Here is a 17,529-nt window from a genome sequence, read left to right on the forward strand (position 1 = left end):
CGCCGGGTCGACGCAATAACGACCCGTATTCGGCACCTCTGTGCCATTCGCGCCGGCTTCCTCATCCCACCAACTGCCAGGAATTGCCATGTCGATCCCAGGATCCTTGTCCAGTCCCCGCGAGATATCAGCCGCACCAGAGCCCCGGGCAGTCCGTCGGCCCGGGCTGATTCTGGCATTCCTCTGCGTTGCCGGACTCATGACGTTTCTCGATGTCACCGTCGTGAACGTCGCTCTGCCGAGCATCGAGGAAAGCCTCCACATTTCCGAAACCTATTTACAGTACGTGGTGACGGGTTACGGAACGGTCCTCGGCGGATTCCTGCTGCTCGGTGGCCGGCTCGCCGACACCTTCGGGCGCCGGCGCATGCTCCGGACGGGCCTGATCGTGTTCGCCGCGGCGTCCCTGCTGGCGGGCATCGCCCAGGGCGCCACCATGCTCATCACCGCCCGCGCCGTGCAGGGTCTCGGAGCGGCGTTCATCGCTCCGGCCGCTCTCAGTCTTCTGACCAACACCTTCGCCGAGGGTTCCGAACGCAACAAGGCGCTCGGTGTGTGGGGTGCGATGGGCGGTCTGGCGTCGGTGGCCGGCGTCATTCTGGGCGGCCTCTTCACGGAGGGCCCCGGCTGGCGCTGGATCTTCTTCATCAACGTGCCGATCGGCCTGGCGGCCGCGTTCGCGGCGCCGTTCATCCTTCCCGAGAGCCGCTCCGAGGAGCGCCGCAAGTCCTTCGACACGGCCGGGGCCATCCTCCTCACCGCCACCCTGGTGCTCACCATCTACACCCTGGGCCAGACCATCGACGTCGGCTGGCTGTCCACCCGCACCCTCGGCAGCCTGGCCGTCGCGGCCGTCCTGCTGATCGCCTTCCTCGTGGTCGAGCAGCGGGCGCAGTCGCCGCTCATCCCGCTCAGCATCTTCCGGCGCCGCGTCCTGACCATGGCCAACATCGTCGCCATCCTGCTGTTCGGCACCCTGGTGACGCTGTTCTTCTTCGCGAGCCTCTTCATGCAGATGGTCCTGGACTACTCGCCGATCAGAGCAGGTCTGGCCTATGCGCCGCTCGCCCTGATCACGGCGGTCGGCGCGGGCGTCGCATCGAAGCTGATCACCAGGATCGCGGCGAAGCCGGTGCTCCTCACCGGTCTCGCCCTCACCTTCATCGGCATGCTCATGCTGTGGCGACTGCCCTCGGACAGCACCTACGTGTCCCACGTGCTGCCGGCGTTCCTCGTCGTCGGCCTGGGCCTCGGTATCTCCTTCGTGCCGCTCCAGATCGCCGCGTTCACCGGGGTCGAGAAGAGCGAGTCCGGTCTGGCCGCGGGTCTCATCGGCACGAGCCAGGAGGCGGGCGGCGCCCTCGGTGTGGCCGTCGCCGCCACCATCGCGTTCAGCGCCACCCGCGGCCTGGAGAAGTGGGCCCACGGTGACCCCGACCTCATTCGGGAGGCCCGTACGAGCGTCTTCCACCACGCGTTCGTCGTCGGGGCCTGGTTCGCCGTGGGCGCCATCGTCATCGCGCTGCTGCTGCCGATGATGAGGACATCGGAACACGACGGCATCCCCGGGGCCTGAAGGGCGGAGGAACAGCATGTCGCTGCCCCTGTCGGAATCGGCCGAGGCCTTTCTGGCCGAGAGCCACGTGTGCACGCTGACCACCGTCCGGCCCGACGGCTCGCCCCATGTGGCGCCGGTGCGCTTCACCTGGGACGCCGACACCGGGCTGGCACGGGTCATGACCGCCGCCTCGCGGCAGAAGGTCAGGAACCTGCTGGCCGGCCCAGGCAGTCGCGTCGCGGTCTGCCAGGCGGCGGGTCCGCGCTGGATCACCCTTGAGGGCACCGCCACGGTGTCCGACGATCCGCAGCGGGTGGTCGAAGGTGCCCGGCACTATGCGAAACGGTACTGGTCCGCGCCCCCGTCCCCAGCGGGTCTGGTGGTGATCGAGATCGCGGTCGACCGGGCGATGGGCCTCTACTGACACCTGATCGGCACGATCAGGTGTGGCGGTCCCTCGCGGCTCAGATCGAGGAGCGCATGCCGGCGGCGACGGTGCGGGCCCGTGCCGAGCGGGGTGCCCTGCCGATCCTGCAGGGGCTGATGGGTGCGCGGCTGCGGATCGGCCGTGAACTCGCCGATGGATGGGTGGAGATCGAGGCCGATGGCCCGTCCTTGGACGTTCTTGCACGGCAGTTGGCCGGTCTCGGATCGCAGGTCGAGGTGCTCGGGCCGCCGCAGGCCCGCAAACGGCTGGCGTACCTGGCGGGCGAACTGGCCTCCCTCCACTGGCCGTCGGCGGAGACAGAAGGGGAATCGGCCGTCCCGGACGAATTCGTCGACCTGCGCCGCTGATCCGGCGCACCGTCGGCCTGTTCGTGCCCCTTGGGCCGCGAAGCGGCCGGTGTCGCCGTGGTGCGTGCCGCCGCACGGCGGTCAGCTCACCGGCTGTTCGGTCCAGATGCACTTGCCGGTGGCGGTGTAGCGGGCGCCCCAGCGGTGGGCGAGGGCGGCGACCAGTTGCAGACCGCGGCCGCCCTCGTCGGTCTCCGCCGCATTGCGGATGCGGGGTGTGGACAGGCTGCCGTCGGAGACCTCGCAGATCAGCCCCTCGGCACGGAGCAGGCGGAGGGCGATGGGGCTTTTGCCGTACCGGACCGCGTTCCCGACCAGCTCGCTGACCAGGAGCTCGGCGGTCATGGCGAGTTCGTCGAGCTCCCAGCCCGCCAGCTGGTCGCGGACATGGTGCCGTGCCTCGCTCGCGGCGATCGGTCCGTCGGGAAGTGTCCAGCTGGCAATGGAAGCGACCGGTATCGCAAAGGTGCGGGCGACGAGCAGTGCGGCGTCGTCCATGAGCTGGGTGCCCGGCAGCAGCTCGGCCAGGACGTTGTCGCACAACCGCTCCAGCCCGGGCGAGCTGCCCGCGGCATCGTCCTCCCGTACGGCGGCCGCCGCACTCGACAGCGCCTTGGTCAGGTGGAGCATGCCCCGGTCGATGTCGCGGGTGGCGGATTCGATTAGTCCGTCCGTGTAGAGCACCAGCAGGCTGCCCTGGGGGAGAACGACCTCCGTGGTCTCGAACGGCGGGCGTGCCGTGCCCAGCGGCGGATCCGGCCGGTGGTCGAGAAACTCGGTGGTGCCGTCCGGATACACGACGGCCGGCGGCGGGTGCCCGGCGGAGCCGAACTTGCACGTGCAGGTGACGGGGTCGTACACCGCGTACAGGCACGTGGCGTAGAAGTCGTCGCCGAGGTCGTTCACCACCTGGTTGAGGCGGGTGAGGAGTTCGGAGGGTGGGAACTCCAGATCGGCGAGCGTGTGCACGGCGGTCCGCAGCCGCCCCATGGTGGCCGCCTCGGACAGGCCGTGTCCCATCACATCACCGATGACCAGCGCCACCCGGGCGCCGGACAGCGGGATCACGTCGTACCAGTCGCCGCCGACCTCGATGCCCTCGTTGGCGGGCACGTAGCGGGCGGCGGTGCTGACCGCGCACAGCGTCGGAAGCTCACTCGGCAGCAGTCCCCGCTGGAGCTCCTGGGCCCTGACGTGCTCGGCGTCGAACAGCCGGGCACGCTCGATGGCCTGCGCCATCAGTCCGCTGAGTGTGATGAGCAGAGCCTTTTCCTCACCGCCGAGACGCCGCGGCTCGGTGAAGGAGACGACGCAGCAGCCGACGGAGCGGCCGGAAACGATCAGCGGCAGGAACGCCCAGGACGCTTTCCTGGCCTCGGCCGGGCGGTCGGCCATCCGGGGGTAGCGCTCGACGTACTCCTCCACCGAGTCGATGAAGGCGGCCGTTCTCGTGCGATGCACCTCGTCGAGCGGGGCGATGTCGCCGACCGGCATTCCCTCGAAGTCGCGGAAGAACGTCTCCGGGTATCCGACCTGCCCGGCGACGTGCAGCGTGTCCGCTTCGATGAGATGGACGACGAGACCGGAGGCGCCGAACGGCGCCATGATCCGCTCGGCGGCGGCGTTCACGACATCCTGCACCGTCAGGGCCTCGGCAAGGGCACCGGCCAGGGCGGTGATGCGGGCGTTGCGGTCGGCCGTGACGCGTTCCGCGGCGACGGACTCGGCCTCACGCGACCGCATCTCGGTGACATCGGTGGCGTACACCATCAGGCCGTCCGGTACCGGGATCAGCCGCATCTGGTACTGACGCCGGTTGGTGGGCCACCGCACCACGAAGCCGACCGGGGTGCCGCGGTCGACGGCCCGCCGGTACGACGCGTGCAGACCGAGTCCCACGGCGTCGATACCGATCTCGGCGAATGCGTCCCACAGGTTCTGGCCGAGCAGCTCCTGCGAGGCTCCGAGCAGCCGCTCCGCCTCCATGTTGAGGAAGGTGATCCGCCACTCGCCGTCGACCGCGAAGAACGCATCGCTCATGTGCCGCAGGGCGCGGCTGACCGAGTCCCGGGCGATCCGGCTCTCGGTGGTGTCCCACACCGTGCCGACCATGCGGCCGGGCCGGCCGCCCTCCCCCGGCAGGACCCTGCCCCGCGAGCTGACCCAGCGCGTGGTCCCGTCCGGGCGGCGTATCCGGTACTCCACACCGGACACCCGTTGGTTACGGATCGCCTGCTCGATCTCGACCAGGAGCCACGGCAGGTCGTCGGGGTGGACCAGCCCGCTCCAGGTGTCGAAGCGCTGGTTCGTGGACTGCCCTGCCATACCGAGGACGGCGAGCGTCGACTCGTCCCACAGTTGCTCCCCGGTGGCCAGGTCCCATTCCCAGGAGCCGACCTTGATCGCTTCCAGCGCCTCCCGGAGCCGGGTGACGGGTGGCTCCTTCCCCGGCCGCCTGGGCTCGGCCCTGCCCCAGTCCATCGAAGGCTCCCGCAGCCGGAGGGCGGCCCAGGCGGCGAGCGTCTCGACGGCCGACCGCTGCTGCGGCGTCGGCTGCCCCTCGCCGACGGTGAGCACGGACAGCGCGCCCGCTACCCCGTCCGGCGTGAGGAGCGGTACGGCCAGCAGCCCGCTGCCTGCGGGCAGCGCGGAGAGCGGCGACCAGGGGGCGGCGGCGTGGGGGTGGTGGCCGAGGGGGCTGTCGGAGCCCCGGCCGCCGCGCTGTGCGCTGTCGTCCGCACTGCTTGCGTCGCCGCCCGTACGGCCCTCGCCGGCGCGTTCTGTACCGCCCCCCGTGCTGCGCCGGGTCACGGAGACCTCGGGGAGGCTGAGGCCCTGCCCGCCCAGAGCGGGCATCCACACCGAGGTGCCACCGGCCACCGCGCGCGCCGGCGCGGTGTCGCCGTCCACAGCGATCTCTTCCCAGTCCTGGGCCACGGTGCGGACGATCCCGCTGGTCGCCATCAGCAGCAGCCCCCGGCCCCCGGGACCCCTCACATGGACCATTCCGCCCAGTCCGTCGGCCTCCGTCACCGCATGTTCCAGGGCGAATCCGAGCAGATCGACTCCCCCCAGCCCAACCCCCGCTTCGATGATCATCCGAAGCCGTGCCGCACCGGCCTTGTCCATGAGGAGCTGCTCAGCCATCGCACGCTTCCTTCCGCGAACCCGCGTAGGACACAGGGCACCCGGAATGAGTAATATTGCCCACTTAATTGTACGTACGGGTACGGGCGAGCGAATGTGCAGGCGATTACCGCCGGACCGGCTACGCGGCGTCCACCACCGCCGTGTAGCCGAGCTTGTCGACCGCCTGGTAATAGGTCCAGGCCGTCGCGTCGCAGGAAGCCTTCTTGACACCCGAATATGCCGCGCAGACCCTCTTCAGGTCGGCGTAGAAGGCGCTGTCGATCCGGGCCTTGTTGGCGCTGAAGGTGCCGGCCGCTTTGTAGTTGCGGTAGCCGAAGTCGTGGCGGACACAGGAGTTGGCGAAGGGGAAGCCGAAGGGGTTGTCCGGCGAGGTGGAACAGTAGTCGGTCGACCAGTCGAATCCGTACGCACTCCATGCGCCCCGGTTGCCTCTGGCCGCGAAGAACGCCTGGTAGCTGCTTGCGCTCGTCTGGGTCCAGCCGCTGAGGACCTGCGGCTTGTCGGCGGGCGCGGCGGTGGCGTCGGCGGCGGGAAGAAGTGCGGCGGACAGGGCGAGGGCAGCGGTGGCCAGAGCGACGGTCAGGCGTCGGCGCATGGGGAGCTCCTTGGTGAGGGAACGCGACTGTCCCGGCGGCCTTCGCTCGGGACGGGCACAGCATCCGGCAGCGGACTGTCGCGGATGTATACGGGAGCTGTATGCCCTGCACACAGAGGTACATCGACTACCGCACAGGACAGTTGACGCCGTATCACTCACAGCACTGTCGCACGTGCGGCCACGGGAAGGGGAGTTACGCGCGGAGGAACGCCAGCACCGCCAGCACCCTGCGGTGCGTCTCGTCGGCCGGCGGCAGGTCCAGCTTGGCGAGGATGTTGCCGATGTGCTTGCCGACCGCGGCTTCGGAGACCACCAGGTCGCGGGCGATCGCGCCGTTCGACCTGCCCTGGGCGACCAGGGCGAGCACTTCCCGCTCGCGGGCGGTGAGCCGCTCCAGCGGATCGCGGCGGCGACGCAGGAGTTGGCGTACGACCTCCGGGTCGACGACGGTGCCGCCGTCGGCGACCTCCCGCAGGGCGTCGATGAACTCCTCGATCTGGCCGACCCGGTCCTTGAGCAGATAGCCGACACCGGATCCGTCTCCTGAGTCCAGGAGTTCGGCGGCGTACGTCCGCTGCACGTACTGACTGAGCACCAGAACCGGCAGAGCGGGCTGCTTCTCGCGGAGTTCCACCGCCGCGCGCAGTCCTTCGTCCTGGAGACCGGGCGGCATCCGGACGTCGGTCACGACGATGTCCGGAGTGTGTGCGGCGACGGCCGCGAGGAGCGCTTCCGCGTCGCCGACGGCGGCGACGACCTCGTGGCCGCAGCGGGTGAGCAGTCCGATGAGACCTTCACGGAGCAGCACGCTGTCCTCGGCCAGCACTACGCGGAGCGATCGGTCCACTCGCAAGGAATCTCCACACGCAACAGGGTCGGGCCGCCGGGCGGGCTGGACAGCGCAAGTCTGCCATCCAGTACGGAGACCCGGTCGGCGAGACCGGTCAGCCCGGTTCCTTCGCCACCGGTGCGCGCACCGCCCCGCCCGTCGTCGCGGATCTCCAGGAAGAGCCGGCCCGCGGCGTGGCCGCCGGTCACCTCGGCGCGGCTCGCACCGCTGTGCCTGGCGACGTTGGCGAGCGCCTCGCGGACCACGAAGTACGCGGCCGCCTCGACGGCCTCGGGGAACCGGCCGGGGAGCGCCAGTTCCAGGTCGACGGGGGTCGCGGACCGGTCGGCCGCGTCGGAGACGGCCGCTTCCAGGCCGTAGTCGGCAAGGACCTTGGGATGGATGCCGTGGATCAGTTCGCGCAGTTCGGCCAGCGCCTGACCGGCCTCCTGGTGGGCCTTGGCCAACTGGTCGGCGAGGGGGCCGGGCGGCGCGTCGAGGCGGGCGAGTCCGAGGGTCATGGTGAGCGCGACGATGCGCTGCTGGGCGCCGTCGTGGAGATCGCGTTCGATGCGGCGCCGTTCCGCCTCGAAGGCGTCGACCAACCGGACCCGGGAGCGGGTGAGTTCGGTGACCCTGTCCCCCATGTCGTCGCCCCTGTCGGCGATGAGGAGGCGGGTCAGTCCGGCTCTCGCCCCGGCCAGCAGGCCCAGCGCGTAGCAGCCGAGCGCGAGGAGGACGAGTCCGAGCACAGCGGTGGCGAAGGCTTCGGGCCAGGTGGTGACCGTCCACTGCTTCACCACGCGGGCCTCTTCGCCGTTCCCGTACACCTGCATCACCGCGGGGGTGGACATCAGCGCCAGTGGGACGGCCACGCACACACCCAGCGCGAGGGCGTCGAGCGGCCACAGGACCACGGCCCAGAGCAGCGTGTACCCGAGTTCCCGCCAGGTCGCAGGCTCCCGGTAACGGAACGCCAGCCAGCTCCACAGCCCGGGTTCGGCCGGGCGGCGGTGCGGGCCGGGCGCCGGGGCCCGGTCCATCAGGCGGAGCCGTACCCGCTCCAGGGACCCCACCGGGATCCCCGCGAGGGCGGTCAGCGCGAGCAGCGGCAGCCCGAGCACCACGAGGGTGAGCGCACCGCCGAGCAGCACGCCGAGCGTGATCACGAACAGCACCACGACGCCTGCCGCGGCTCCGCTCAGCAGGTATCCGGCCGACCGCCAGGGCCACGACGACAGCAGATAGCGGGGTCCCGGCAGGGCCTGCCAGACGTTCCGAGGGCGCATGGCCTCACCGTAGAAGACGCTGCTCCGCCGGAACCATCGGTGCTGCCGGAGTCCCGGGGGTAGGGCTGGGCATACCTCCGGGACTCTCTGCGGCGGCTCAGCGGTTGACGGGGTCTTCCACCTGACCCACGGGCTAGACCGCGGCAGCGACCAGCAGCGCGAATGCCGCTGCCGAGAGCACGGTGCGGATCCGGTGGAGAGCGGTCCAGCGGGACTCGAATGCCTGGCGGGCCGTGCTGTCGTCGCCGCCCTCGGCCGCCGCGAGCGCCGAGTTGAGCGGGATGTTGCCGCTCACGGTGACAAGGTGGCTGAGCGCCGCGCAGACCAGCCCGCCTGCGACGAGTCCCCGCTCGACGGAGGTCCGGCCGTCGACGGGGACGACGAGCGCGGCGACCGGGAAGGCGATCACGCCGAGGAAGAGGACGAGGAACACCGGCCCCGGCACCTTCTCGTTGAAGCGGCGCATCGCGGCGGTGAACTGATCGTCCGGCAACAGCTTCAGGCCGGGCATGATCCCGGTCGTGAAGCACACCAGGAAGCCGGCATAGAGACCGGTGGTGACGGCGGCGAGTGCGAGCAGCAGAGAGGCCATGGCGCACATCATGGCGCGGCGCGGCGGGCCGCGCGGCACCCTTTCGCCAAGGCGCCGCTGCCCGGCCCGCCCCCTGCCCCCGTCCGCCCCTGCTTCACGTCCGCCGGACGCTACTTGGCGACGACGGCCACCGGCGCGTCCCACGCGTCGCGGTCGATGGTGAGGGTGGCCCCGTCGTGGGTCACCTTCTTGTTGACCGCGTACTGGTGGCCGCGGCGGTGCCCGGTCCACAGGGTCTTGTCGTACGGGAATCCGGTGGTCGTGGAGTAGATGTCGTCGTACCGGGCGTACCAGAGGATCTCCGGCAGGTCGGTGCGCGTCGCGGCCTTGGCGACGACGGCGGCGCTGGAGTTGCTGAAGCCGTAGAAGCCGGTCCAGTACCCCTTGGCGTGGACCGTCTTGTCCCAGGAGCGGATGTAGGCGAGGACGGTGTTCACGCAGGACGTGTTGGTGGGGTCGAAGTACTCCATGTCCAGGTAGACCGGGCTGCCGGTCCTCATCCCCAGCGCGGACGCCTTGGCCACCGCGTCGGCGCCGTCGGTGGCGCCCAGCGCGGTGGCGTTGGCGGCGGTCATCTTCTCGGGGTTGTTGCTGGTCTGGCACGGCGGTTGCGCGCCGACGTACAGCGGGATCAGCTTCCAGCCCCCGGCGCTCACGGACTTCACCCAGGACGGGGTGAGCTGGGGCTGGGCGCACCCGCGGTTCTTCCCGCCGATGTACACCGCGGCAGCCCGGTACACCGAGGTGGCCCGCCACTTCTGCATGGTGGTGAGCGTCGGTGCGGTGCAGGTGTCGAAGGCGTGGCCGGTGAAGACGGTCGGCGCGGGCCGGGTGACGGTGGTCGCGGTGGCCGCCTCTGCGGCGAACGCCGCACCGGCCAGCACGCCCACCCCGGCCAGCGCCATTCCTATCCGGCGCCGCTTCTTCGACATGCGGTGATTCGACACAGAGACCTCGACGATGAGTACGGGGACGACATGGGACGGGACGGAGCCGGCTGGACACTGCGTCAACAGGCGACTCGGAAGCAGCAAACCTTCTCATACGGAAATCCGATATCGACCGTATGAGCGGTTCCCTTGCCCAAACCTGAGCCAACTCTGAGACTTCCTTGACCGAATCCGGCGCCCCGGCCGGGTCAGCCCATCTCGCCCTCCTGCTCGCCCCCGCCGTCGGGCCCCCTGTCGTCGCCCCGGAGCCGGTCCGCCTGCGTGATCGCCGTCGCCAGCTTCCGTACGGAACTGTCCTCCGTGCCGGCCGCCAACGCCGACGCCCGGGTGGAGAGTTCACCGAGACCCGGCTGACCCGGCAGCGTGCCGCCGCGCAGTTCCTCCGCGAAGTACGCCGCCACCGCGGCCACCTGGAGCCGCTTGTTGCCGTCGTCGCTCCACAGGCTGCCGTCGATCGCGCCGGTCCCGACCGTTCCCGACTGCTCGTGCGGCGCCCGTGTCTTCGGGTCCAGCCAGCGCACCGTCGCGGTCGCCACATGTCCGGCGGCGCCGTCCCGGAGCCGTACGGCATAGAGCGCGGTCACCGTGTGCCCGGGGCCGACCTCGCCGCCGTCCACGCTGTCGTCGCGGAAGTCGTCGTCGGCCACCTTGCGGTTCTCGTACCCGATGAGCTTGAACTGCTTGACGTTCTTCGGGTCGAAGGCGACCTGCGCCTTGGCGTCACGGGCCCGCAGTTCGATGTGGGCGGGAAGCTGGTCGACGAAGACCTTGCGCGCCTGGGTCTCGTCGCCGATGTAGGTGGTGTGGCCGTCGCCCTTGTCGGTGAGGCGTTCCATCAGCGCGTCCCCGTAGTCACTGCCGACGCCGACGCCGAAGAGGGTGATGCCGTACTCACGGCGGGCGTCGTCGATCCGTTCGAGGATGGCGTCGGCATCGGTCTCGCCGGTGTTGGCGAGGGCGTCGGAGAGCAGGACGACCCGGTTGTTCGCGCCCGCGCGGTGACCGGCGACCGCCTCTTCGTAACCGCGCCGGACACCCGCTTCCACATTGGTGGAGTCGGTGGGTTTCATGGAATCGACCGCGTCACGGATCTTTCCGCGGTGGTCCCGCAGCCGGGTCATCGGCACCAGGGTCTTCGCCTTGTCGCTGAAGGTGACCAGGGAAACGGAGTCGTCGTCGCGGAGTTCGTCGGTGAGGATCGAGAGGGACTTCTTCACCAGGTCGAGGCGGCCGGTCCCGGCCATGGAGCCGGAGATGTCGACGACGAAGGTCAGCGCGGCGGGCGGGCGTTCGCCGTCTTCGTCCGCGACACGGGTGGCCAGACCGACCCGTACGAGCGACCAGTCACCGGAGCCTTCGCCCGCACGTGCCCCGTCGACCGTCACCGAGAATCCGTTGCCGGCCGGCCGCCGGTAGCCCTGGCGGAAGCTGTTGACGAACTCCTCGGGCCGTACGGTCTCCGCCCCCGGCAGTTCGCCGTCTCCGAGCTTGCGGCGCGCGTACCCGTAACTGGCGGTGTCCACGTCCAGTGCGAACGTGGAGAGATAGTCCGGCGCCACGGGCTTCTCCGGCCTGTCCTCCGCCTTCTGCGAGGCGCCGTCCTCGGCGCCGGGCGCGGGCGCGGGGGCGACCTGGCCGCCCCGGCTCTTCCCCTGCGGGCCGTCGGCACGTTCGGCGGACGAGTTGTACCCGCCTCCCCCCGCCCCGCAGCCGGTGAGCAGCGCCCCACCCGCAAGCATCCCGGCCGCCAGCACCAGGCCGAGCGTCCTTCGATACGTCCGGCCATGCGTCCGGTTTTCCATCCCGTACCCCCAACCATCGCGTCAGCACTTGTGAATGTGACGTTCGGGGCGGCGCCGGGGAGCAGACGAAGACGTTGCGGAACAGTCTCGATGCGGCAACGGCGGGCAGAAACGGCGCGAACCGCCGCGGAACATCAACGTCAGGACACGATGTCCTTACGGCTGAACCCGCGGAACGCGAAAGCGAACAGGATCAGGGCGTACGTCACCGAGATCGACGCCCCCTTCACCATGCCGCCCCACTCCAGGTCCGGCTGGAGCGCGTCCGCCCAGGCGAACTGCCAGTGCGCCGGCAGGAAGTCGCGCCAGGAGCCGAGCGCGGTGACAGCGTCCAGCACATTGCCGACGATGGTCAGCCCGACCGCACCGCCGACCGCGCCCAGCGGGGCGTCGGTCTTCGTCGACAGCCAGAACGCCAGCCCGGCAGTGACCAGTTGGGAGACGAAGATGTAGGCGACGACGAGAGCGAGCCGCGGCACGGTGTCGCCGGTCGCGAGCGCACCGCCGGTGGGGAGTTCGAGCGGCCCCCAGCCGTACGCCGCCGCTCCCGCGGCCAGTGCGACGAGTGGCAGCAGCACCATCGCGGCCAGGCTGAAGCCGAGCGCCACGACGAGTTTGCTCCACAGCAGCCTGGCCCGTGGCACGGGTGCGGCGAGCAGGTAGCGCAGCGAGGACCAGCCGGCCTCCGAGGCGACGGTGTCCCCGCAGAACAGTGCCACCGGCACCACGAGCAGGAACCCGGCCGAGACGAACAGGCAGGTCGCGGCGAAGTTCGCGGCGGACGCGGTCGCGGTGTCCATCAGCGTGAGCCGGTCGCCGCCGCCCCGGGAGCCCGGGGTGCCGCCGATCGCGAAGGCGGTGATCAGGATGAACGGCAGCGCCGCCAGCACCCCGCCCATCAGCAGGGTGCGCCGCCTGCGCAGCTGCCGAACCGCCTCGACACGCAGCGGCAGGGTGCGCCGGGCCAGGTAGCCGGGCGCCTCGGCGGCGTGGGTGGCATCGACTGCGGCACTCATGCGGAGCCTCCGGAGATCAGAGTGAGGAACGCGTCCTCCAGGCGACGGTGCGGCCCGACCCCCGTCAACGGCACGTCCAGCCGGACCAGTTCGGCGATCAGCCGGGAGGAGTTCGCGCCGTCGAGCCGGACGAGCAGGCCCAGCCCGTCGTCCGTACGGACGGCCGAGCCGATCCCGGGGAGTGCGGCGATCTTCTCCACCAGCGGTTCGGCGATCTCCTCGGCGACGGTGACGAGCAGCATGTCGCCCGAGCCGGTGATCTCGGCGACCGGTCCGGCCTGCACGAGTCGGCCCCGGTCCATGACCACCAGGTGGGTGCAGGACTGCTCGACCTCGGAGAGGAGATGGCTGGAGACGATGACGGTCCGGCCCCCGGCCGCGTAGCGGATCATCACGTCCCGCATCTCGCGGATCTGGGGCGGGTCGAGCCCGTTGGTCGGCTCGTCGAGGATGAGGAGGTCCGGCATGCCGAGCATGGCCTGGGCGATCGCGAGCCGCTGCCGCATGCCCTGGGAGTACGTACGCACGGCGCGGGCCAGCGCGTCACCGAGCCCTGCGATCTCCAGGGCCTCCTCGATGTGCGAGTCCCCGGCGGGGCGGCCGGTGGCCTGCCAGTACAGCTCCAGGTTGGCGCGCCCGGACAGGTGCGGCAGGAATCCGGCGCCCTCGACGAACGAGCCGACCCGGGACAGCACGGGCGCGCCCGGCCGGATGGTATTCCCGAAGACGCGGATCTCGCCGTCGTCGGGCGTGATGAGCCCCATCAGCATGCGGAGCGTGGTGGTCTTGCCCGCGCCGTTGGGCCCGAGGAGTCCGAGGACCTGGCCCTTCTCCACACGGAAGGAGAGGTCCTTCACGGCGTACCGGTCGGCGGACTTGGCGTACTTCTTCGACAGTCCGGCGATCTGGAGGGGGACCTCGGCGAGCACCGGATCGGGGGCGGGGGTCGCGGTACGCCGCCGTGCGGTGAGCAGCAGGGCGAGAGCGATGACGGCGGCCGCCGCCGGGAGCCCCCAGGTCCACCACGGCAGGGCGGCCGATGCCGTCTTCACCGCGGGGGCGGTGGGGACGGTCAGCGGGCCGGCGAGGGAGACGCTGTACGTGGTCGGCTCGGTCGGTGAGGCGTAGCCGAGGTCCGTGGCGGAGAGGACGAGCCGGAGCCGGTGTCCGGCGTCGAGTGCGTGGTCGACGGCGGGCAGGGTCAGCTCGACGGTCTTGTTCTGCCGCTCCGGCGTGATCCGGTAGGGGGCGACGAGCTGGGCGGGCAGCACCTGCTGCTTCCCGTCCGGCGAGACGTCGTACACCTTGCCGAACAGGACCGCGTCGCCCTGCCCGGCCGTCACCTTCACGCGGACGGTGGGCGATCCGGTGATGCGCATCGACGTATCGAGCGGTGCGGAGTCGAAGCGGGCGTACTGACCGGGGAAGTCGACCGACAGACCGACGCCGAGGGACGAGAGCTGGGCAATGCCGCCGCCGACGCCCGGGACGGCGGACACGGCGGGCGGGTTGGCACCGGCGGGGTTGCGGAACGTCTGCGTCCGACGGTCCGCGGATCCACCGCTCCGCCCGCCACTCGCCGGTGCACCCGCGCCCGCGATGCCCGGCCCGTCGCTCGTCGCGGTCAGCGCGATCTCCCGGTCGCCGCTGGACAGCCCGGGATACGTGTCGCTGCTTGCCCCGCGCTGGAGCGCCGCCCCGTCTGTGGAGTCGATTCCTCCGGTACGAGTGACGCGGAAGGCGGGTCCGGTGCCGGCGCCCTTGTCCTCCTTCAGATAGCGGTCGAACCAGGCCCCGATCCGGTTCTCGACCCGCCCGCTCTCCATGTCCCCGCCGTCGTGCCCGCCCGCGATCCAGTCGACGGCGACGGGTGCGCCGTTCCCGCTGATGGTCCGCGCCATGGCATCGGCCTGGCCGAGCGGGAAGAGGGAGTCGGTCTGCCCCTGCACGATGAGCGCGGGCACCTTGATGCGGTCGCCGACGGCGCTCGGCGACCGTTCACTGAGCAGCGCACGCGCGGCGGCGTCCGGCTTCCCGGAGACGGCGACCCGTTCGTACATGGCACAGAGCTGCTTCTCGAACTTCTCGCAACCGCCGCCCGAGGTGACGAAGATCCCGGCCCAGAGCTTCTTGAAGACCCCGTCGGGGAAGAGTGCGTCGGCGAGGTTCCAGTAAGTGATCACCGGCGCGATGGCGTCGACGCGCCGGTCGTATCCGGCGGCGAGGAGCGAGACCGCGCCACCGTACGAGGCGCCCGTGACGCCGACCCGCGGGTCGCCCTTCGCGTCCAGCTGCACCTCGGGCCGCCGGGCCAGCCAGTCGATCAGCCCGGACACGTCCTTGACCTCGCGGTCGGGCGCGTTGAGCGAGATCTCCCCGCCGGACTTCCCGAATCCGCGGGCCGACCAGGTCATGACGGCGTACCCGGCACCGGCCAGCTCCTCCGCCTGCGCCCGCACATCGTCCTTGGAACCGCCGAAGCCGTGCCCGATCAGCACGGCGGGCCGTCGCTCCGAACCGCCGGACGTGAAGTACGAGGTGTCGAGGGAGACCCCGTCGATCCGCATCGTCCGGTCCTCGCGGTGCACGGCGGGCGCACGGTCGTCGGCCACCGCGGTCCAGGTACCGGCACCCGCGAGCACGACGAGCGCGGCCACGGCCGCCGCCCACCGGCTGCGCTTGCGGGTCCACCGGCGCCATCGGGAGTCAGGGGTCTGCATGTGACGACCCTAAGCGCACGGCCCGCGCGCCCGGGCTGCCGCGAGGGGGAACTGTTCGGCCTCCTTCCGGCGTACGGTGCTCCCCTGCCGTACTCCGTACGCGGTATGCCCGCGCCCGGCCCGCCTCCCCAAGGCTCCCGAAAGGTTCCCGATGGACAACCACGTGGAGATCCGCCGCGCGACGACCGTGGCCGAACTCACCGCAGCCCAGCACCTGTACGACGGTCCGGCGCGCCAGGAATGGGCGGAACGGTTCCTCGCCTCCGACGGCCATCTGATGCTGATCGCCTATGTGGACGAGGTGCCCGCCGGTTTCGTCTCCGGCATCGAGATGACCCACCCGGACAAGGGCACGGAGATGTGCCTCTACGAGCTCTCGGTCGACGGGCCCTGCCGTCGGCGCGGCATCGGGCGCGCCCTGACGGAGGCGCTGGCCGCCGTCGCCCGGGAGCGCGGCTGCTACGACATGTGGGTGGGTGTGGACCTCGACAACGAGGCCGCCCTCGCGACGTATCGGTCGGCGGGGGCGGGTGACGACGGCCGGTTCGCCATGCTGACCTGGAAGTTCGACGCATCCGCGTAATCGGACCGCGAGAGCCCGCGCGTGCCGGCCGCCTCCGACGCCAGGTCCCTCGCCCGGCTGACGGGCCGTGAGCTCGGCTGCCTCAGGGAGCAGTGAACAAGGTCGGGAAGCGGGGTGCGAGCCAGGGCTTGCGACCCCAGGTGAGCACGCGGCCGCGGGCGATGGCGCCCCAGGGATCGCAGCGGCCGAGCGCGATCAGCAGGAACGTCACCGGCTCGATGAGGATCGTGCAGTCCGGGCGGCTCACCGGCCCGCGCTCGACGGTCACCGCACCGTCGGTGACGATCACCCCGAACCGCGAGCCGCCGCGCAGACGGATGTCGAAGCGGGCGGTCAGCCCGGCGCATGCGGCGGAGACGACCCGCGGCATGACCGTGAGCATGAAGGGCATCGACAGCTCGACCCGGCTGCGGTCGAGCATGTGCGGACGGCCGAGCGCGCGGGCGAGATCGTAGCCGTGGCCGAGCATGTGGGTGAGCAGGTACGAGCCGAGCGCCGCGAGATCCATCGAGCCCAGCGGCGTTTCCACCGGCTCGTCCGGCGCTCGGTGTTCCGCGGCTCCGAGGAAGGCGGCCGCCTGTGCCACGATCATTGCGGCCAGCGGATCCGCCCCACGCTCCTCGAACCCGGCGAGGGCGCGCTCGTTGGCCGCCGCCAGGCTCTGCGGCGTGCCGTCGCCGTAGCTGCGCTCGTGGCCCGCGGCGACCTCCGCCATCAGCTCGTTGGCCTGCGCCAGATGGGCTGCCGCCTCACCGAGCGTCCACTCGGATCCGGGGACGGGCACGCTCGTGTCCGTGCGGCCGCGCAGCAGCGCCGCTATCTCCTCGGCGGTGTCGCGTATCGCCTCGGCGATCCCTTCGGGAAGCGTGTCGTGCCGCTCCCGGGCAGGCGTGGGTTCCACGGCTGTCTCCCCTCGTCCGTCTCCCCTGGCCGGTCTCCGCGTTCGGGGCCCGGTGGACACGTGCAGAATGCCAGGTCGCGCAGGTCGGGTCAGCCCCTGGGCGGCGTCGCGTCCGTCCCGTACGGCAACTCGGCCGGCAGCAGTGCCCTCGCCTCGTCGAGCCGGCCCGCCCGCACATGGCCGTGGATCTCCCGGGCGAGCGGGGTGACGTCACGGATCGAGACCGTCCACTCGTCCGCGTACCGCCGCGCCGCTTCTGCGCCGAGCCCCAGTTGCAGGGAGCGGTACGGAAGCGGGTTCAGCCGGAGGTCGCGTTCGGGGTCCCACTGGACGCGGGCCGGGGAACGGCGCAGGCTGCGTCGCCAGCTCTCGGCGTCCGGGTGAACTCCCCTTACGTAGTGGGAGAGTTCGGCATGGTTCAGGGCCCAGGCGAAACCCTCGCGGGTGATCTCCACCGCCAGGACGGTCTCCTGGCCCTCCTTCGTGCCCCAGCCGCAGCGGTACATCATCCACAGGAAGCTGGGCTTGATCCACGTCATGCGGTCGCGCTTCCAGGCCGCGGGGAAGCGGCCGTCACGTGCGGCGGGAAGGCCGACGGACGGGGTGTACGCCTGGTAGACGGTGACGGTCATGTCCGTGTACTGGGCACGGATCTCGTGCTGTGGCCTGGTCGGGGCGGTCATGGCCTCATCACATCACCCGCCGGACGGGCTCGGCGAGCGGGTTACGGGGTGTGCGAGCCCCGG

The 17,529-nt window shown here is 71.0% G+C and carries 15 protein-coding genes; 4 read left to right on the plus strand and 11 right to left on the minus strand.

The window, feature by feature from the left end:
* Positions 1-88: 88 nt before the first annotated feature.
* Genes ACFU8W_RS11645 through ACFU8W_RS11655 form a run of 3 tightly spaced genes read left to right on the plus strand, consistent with a single transcriptional unit; the run spans position 89 to position 2,353 of the window.
* The gene (locus ACFU8W_RS11645) at positions 89-1,576 is read left to right on the plus strand and encodes an MFS transporter (protein ID WP_384034962.1); all 1,488 of its coding nucleotides are present in this window, start codon (positions 89-91) and stop codon (positions 1,574-1,576) included.
* A 16-nt stretch (positions 1,577-1,592) separates the two neighbouring features.
* Positions 1,593-1,982, plus strand: coding sequence for a TIGR03618 family F420-dependent PPOX class oxidoreductase (locus tag ACFU8W_RS11650; RefSeq protein WP_345518145.1), 390 nt, complete (start codon positions 1,593-1,595; stop codon positions 1,980-1,982).
* 20 nt (positions 1,983-2,002) lie between these two features.
* On the plus strand, positions 2,003-2,353 hold the full coding sequence (locus ACFU8W_RS11655) for a WYL domain-containing protein (protein ID WP_384034964.1): 351 nt from the start codon (positions 2,003-2,005) through the stop codon (positions 2,351-2,353).
* 81 nt (positions 2,354-2,434) lie between these two features.
* Here the strand turns inward: ACFU8W_RS11655 and ACFU8W_RS11660 are convergent, their stop codons facing one another.
* The 9 genes from ACFU8W_RS11660 to ACFU8W_RS11700 all read right to left on the minus strand — a co-directional run bounded on the left by ACFU8W_RS11660 (position 2,435) and on the right by ACFU8W_RS11700 (position 15,299).
* Positions 2,435-5,500 (minus strand): SpoIIE family protein phosphatase, encoded by a 3,066-nt coding sequence (locus tag ACFU8W_RS11660; RefSeq protein WP_384034967.1) that lies wholly within the window; start codon positions 5,498-5,500, stop codon positions 2,435-2,437.
* Positions 5,501-5,621: 121 nt separating this feature from the next.
* Positions 5,622-6,098: a phospholipase gene (locus tag ACFU8W_RS11665; protein ID WP_384034970.1), complete on the minus strand. Its 477-nt coding sequence runs from the start codon at positions 6,096-6,098 to the stop codon at positions 5,622-5,624.
* 196 nt (positions 6,099-6,294) lie between these two features.
* Positions 6,295-6,954: a response regulator transcription factor gene (locus ACFU8W_RS11670; protein ID WP_327246280.1), complete on the minus strand. Its 660-nt coding sequence runs from the start codon at positions 6,952-6,954 to the stop codon at positions 6,295-6,297.
* Positions 6,927-8,219: a sensor histidine kinase gene (locus ACFU8W_RS11675; protein ID WP_384034973.1), complete on the minus strand. Its 1,293-nt coding sequence runs from the start codon at positions 8,217-8,219 to the stop codon at positions 6,927-6,929. The genes ACFU8W_RS11670 and ACFU8W_RS11675 overlap by 28 nt, the downstream gene beginning before the upstream one ends.
* Positions 8,220-8,352: 133 nt before the next feature.
* Complete coding sequence (locus ACFU8W_RS11680; protein WP_345518135.1) at positions 8,353-8,811, minus strand: anthrone oxygenase family protein; 459 nt, start codon at positions 8,809-8,811, stop codon at positions 8,353-8,355.
* 110 nt (positions 8,812-8,921) lie between these two features.
* On the minus strand, positions 8,922-9,743 hold the full coding sequence (locus ACFU8W_RS11685; protein ID WP_266985507.1) for a glycoside hydrolase domain-containing protein: 822 nt from the start codon (positions 9,741-9,743) through the stop codon (positions 8,922-8,924).
* A 206-nt stretch (positions 9,744-9,949) separates the two neighbouring features.
* Positions 9,950-11,563, minus strand: coding sequence for a von Willebrand factor type A domain-containing protein (locus ACFU8W_RS11690; protein ID WP_384034978.1), 1,614 nt, complete (start codon positions 11,561-11,563; stop codon positions 9,950-9,952).
* Positions 11,564-11,703: 140 nt separating this feature from the next.
* The gene (locus tag ACFU8W_RS11695) at positions 11,704-12,579 is read right to left on the minus strand and encodes an ABC transporter permease (protein ID WP_384034981.1); all 876 of its coding nucleotides are present in this window, start codon (positions 12,577-12,579) and stop codon (positions 11,704-11,706) included.
* The gene (locus tag ACFU8W_RS11700) at positions 12,576-15,299 is read right to left on the minus strand and encodes an alpha/beta fold hydrolase (RefSeq protein ID WP_384034984.1); all 2,724 of its coding nucleotides are present in this window, start codon (positions 15,297-15,299) and stop codon (positions 12,576-12,578) included. Before ACFU8W_RS11700 ends, ACFU8W_RS11695 begins: the two co-directional genes overlap by 4 nt.
* A gap of 163 nt (positions 15,300-15,462) precedes the next feature.
* Here ACFU8W_RS11700 and ACFU8W_RS11705 point away from each other — a divergent pair, with 163 nt between their 5' ends.
* Positions 15,463-15,882 carry a GNAT family N-acetyltransferase gene (locus ACFU8W_RS11705; protein WP_384035351.1) on the plus strand — a complete coding sequence of 140 codons (420 nt, stop codon included), beginning with the start codon at positions 15,463-15,465 and terminating at the stop codon, positions 15,880-15,882.
* 82 nt (positions 15,883-15,964) lie between these two features.
* Here ACFU8W_RS11705 and ACFU8W_RS11710 read toward each other — a convergent pair whose 3' ends face one another.
* Positions 15,965-16,783 carry a maleylpyruvate isomerase family mycothiol-dependent enzyme gene (locus tag ACFU8W_RS11710; RefSeq protein WP_384034987.1) on the minus strand — a complete coding sequence of 273 codons (819 nt, stop codon included), beginning with the start codon at positions 16,781-16,783 and terminating at the stop codon, positions 15,965-15,967.
* 89 nt (positions 16,784-16,872) lie between these two features.
* Entirely contained in the window at positions 16,873-17,466 is a 594-nt protein-coding gene (locus ACFU8W_RS11715; protein WP_384034990.1) for a DUF4291 domain-containing protein, read from the minus strand.
* Between the last annotated feature and the right edge of the window lie 63 nt (positions 17,467-17,529).

Origin of the sequence: Streptomyces sp. NPDC057565 (assembly GCF_042801455.1) — a bacterium.
GTDB lineage: Bacteria > Actinomycetota > Actinomycetes > Streptomycetales > Streptomycetaceae > Streptomyces > Streptomyces yanii.

Excerpts from the sequence above, each read along its gene's own strand:
- ACFU8W_RS11645 (WP_384034962.1), top strand. The coding sequence starts at position 89 with ATGTCGATCCCAGGATCCTTGTCCAGTCCCCGCGAGATATCAGCCGCA.
- ACFU8W_RS11650 (WP_345518145.1), top strand. The coding sequence starts at position 1,593 with ATGTCGCTGCCCCTGTCGGAATCGGCCGAGGCCTTTCTGGCCGAGAGC.
- ACFU8W_RS11660 (WP_384034967.1), bottom strand. The coding sequence starts at position 5,500 with ATGGCTGAGCAGCTCCTCATGGACAAGGCCGGTGCGGCACGGCTTCGG.
- ACFU8W_RS11665 (WP_384034970.1), bottom strand. The coding sequence starts at position 6,098 with ATGCGCCGACGCCTGACCGTCGCTCTGGCCACCGCTGCCCTCGCCCTG.
- ACFU8W_RS11675 (WP_384034973.1), bottom strand. The coding sequence starts at position 8,219 with ATGCGCCCTCGGAACGTCTGGCAGGCCCTGCCGGGACCCCGCTATCTG.
- ACFU8W_RS11680 (WP_345518135.1), bottom strand. The coding sequence starts at position 8,811 with ATGGCCTCTCTGCTGCTCGCACTCGCCGCCGTCACCACCGGTCTCTAT.
- ACFU8W_RS11685 (WP_266985507.1), bottom strand. The coding sequence starts at position 9,743 with ATGTCGAAGAAGCGGCGCCGGATAGGAATGGCGCTGGCCGGGGTGGGC.
- ACFU8W_RS11690 (WP_384034978.1), bottom strand. The coding sequence starts at position 11,563 with ATGGAAAACCGGACGCATGGCCGGACGTATCGAAGGACGCTCGGCCTG.
- ACFU8W_RS11695 (WP_384034981.1), bottom strand. The coding sequence starts at position 12,579 with ATGAGTGCCGCAGTCGATGCCACCCACGCCGCCGAGGCGCCCGGCTAC.
- ACFU8W_RS11700 (WP_384034984.1), bottom strand. The coding sequence starts at position 15,299 with ATGCAGACCCCTGACTCCCGATGGCGCCGGTGGACCCGCAAGCGCAGC.
- ACFU8W_RS11715 (WP_384034990.1), bottom strand. The coding sequence starts at position 17,466 with ATGACCGCCCCGACCAGGCCACAGCACGAGATCCGTGCCCAGTACACG.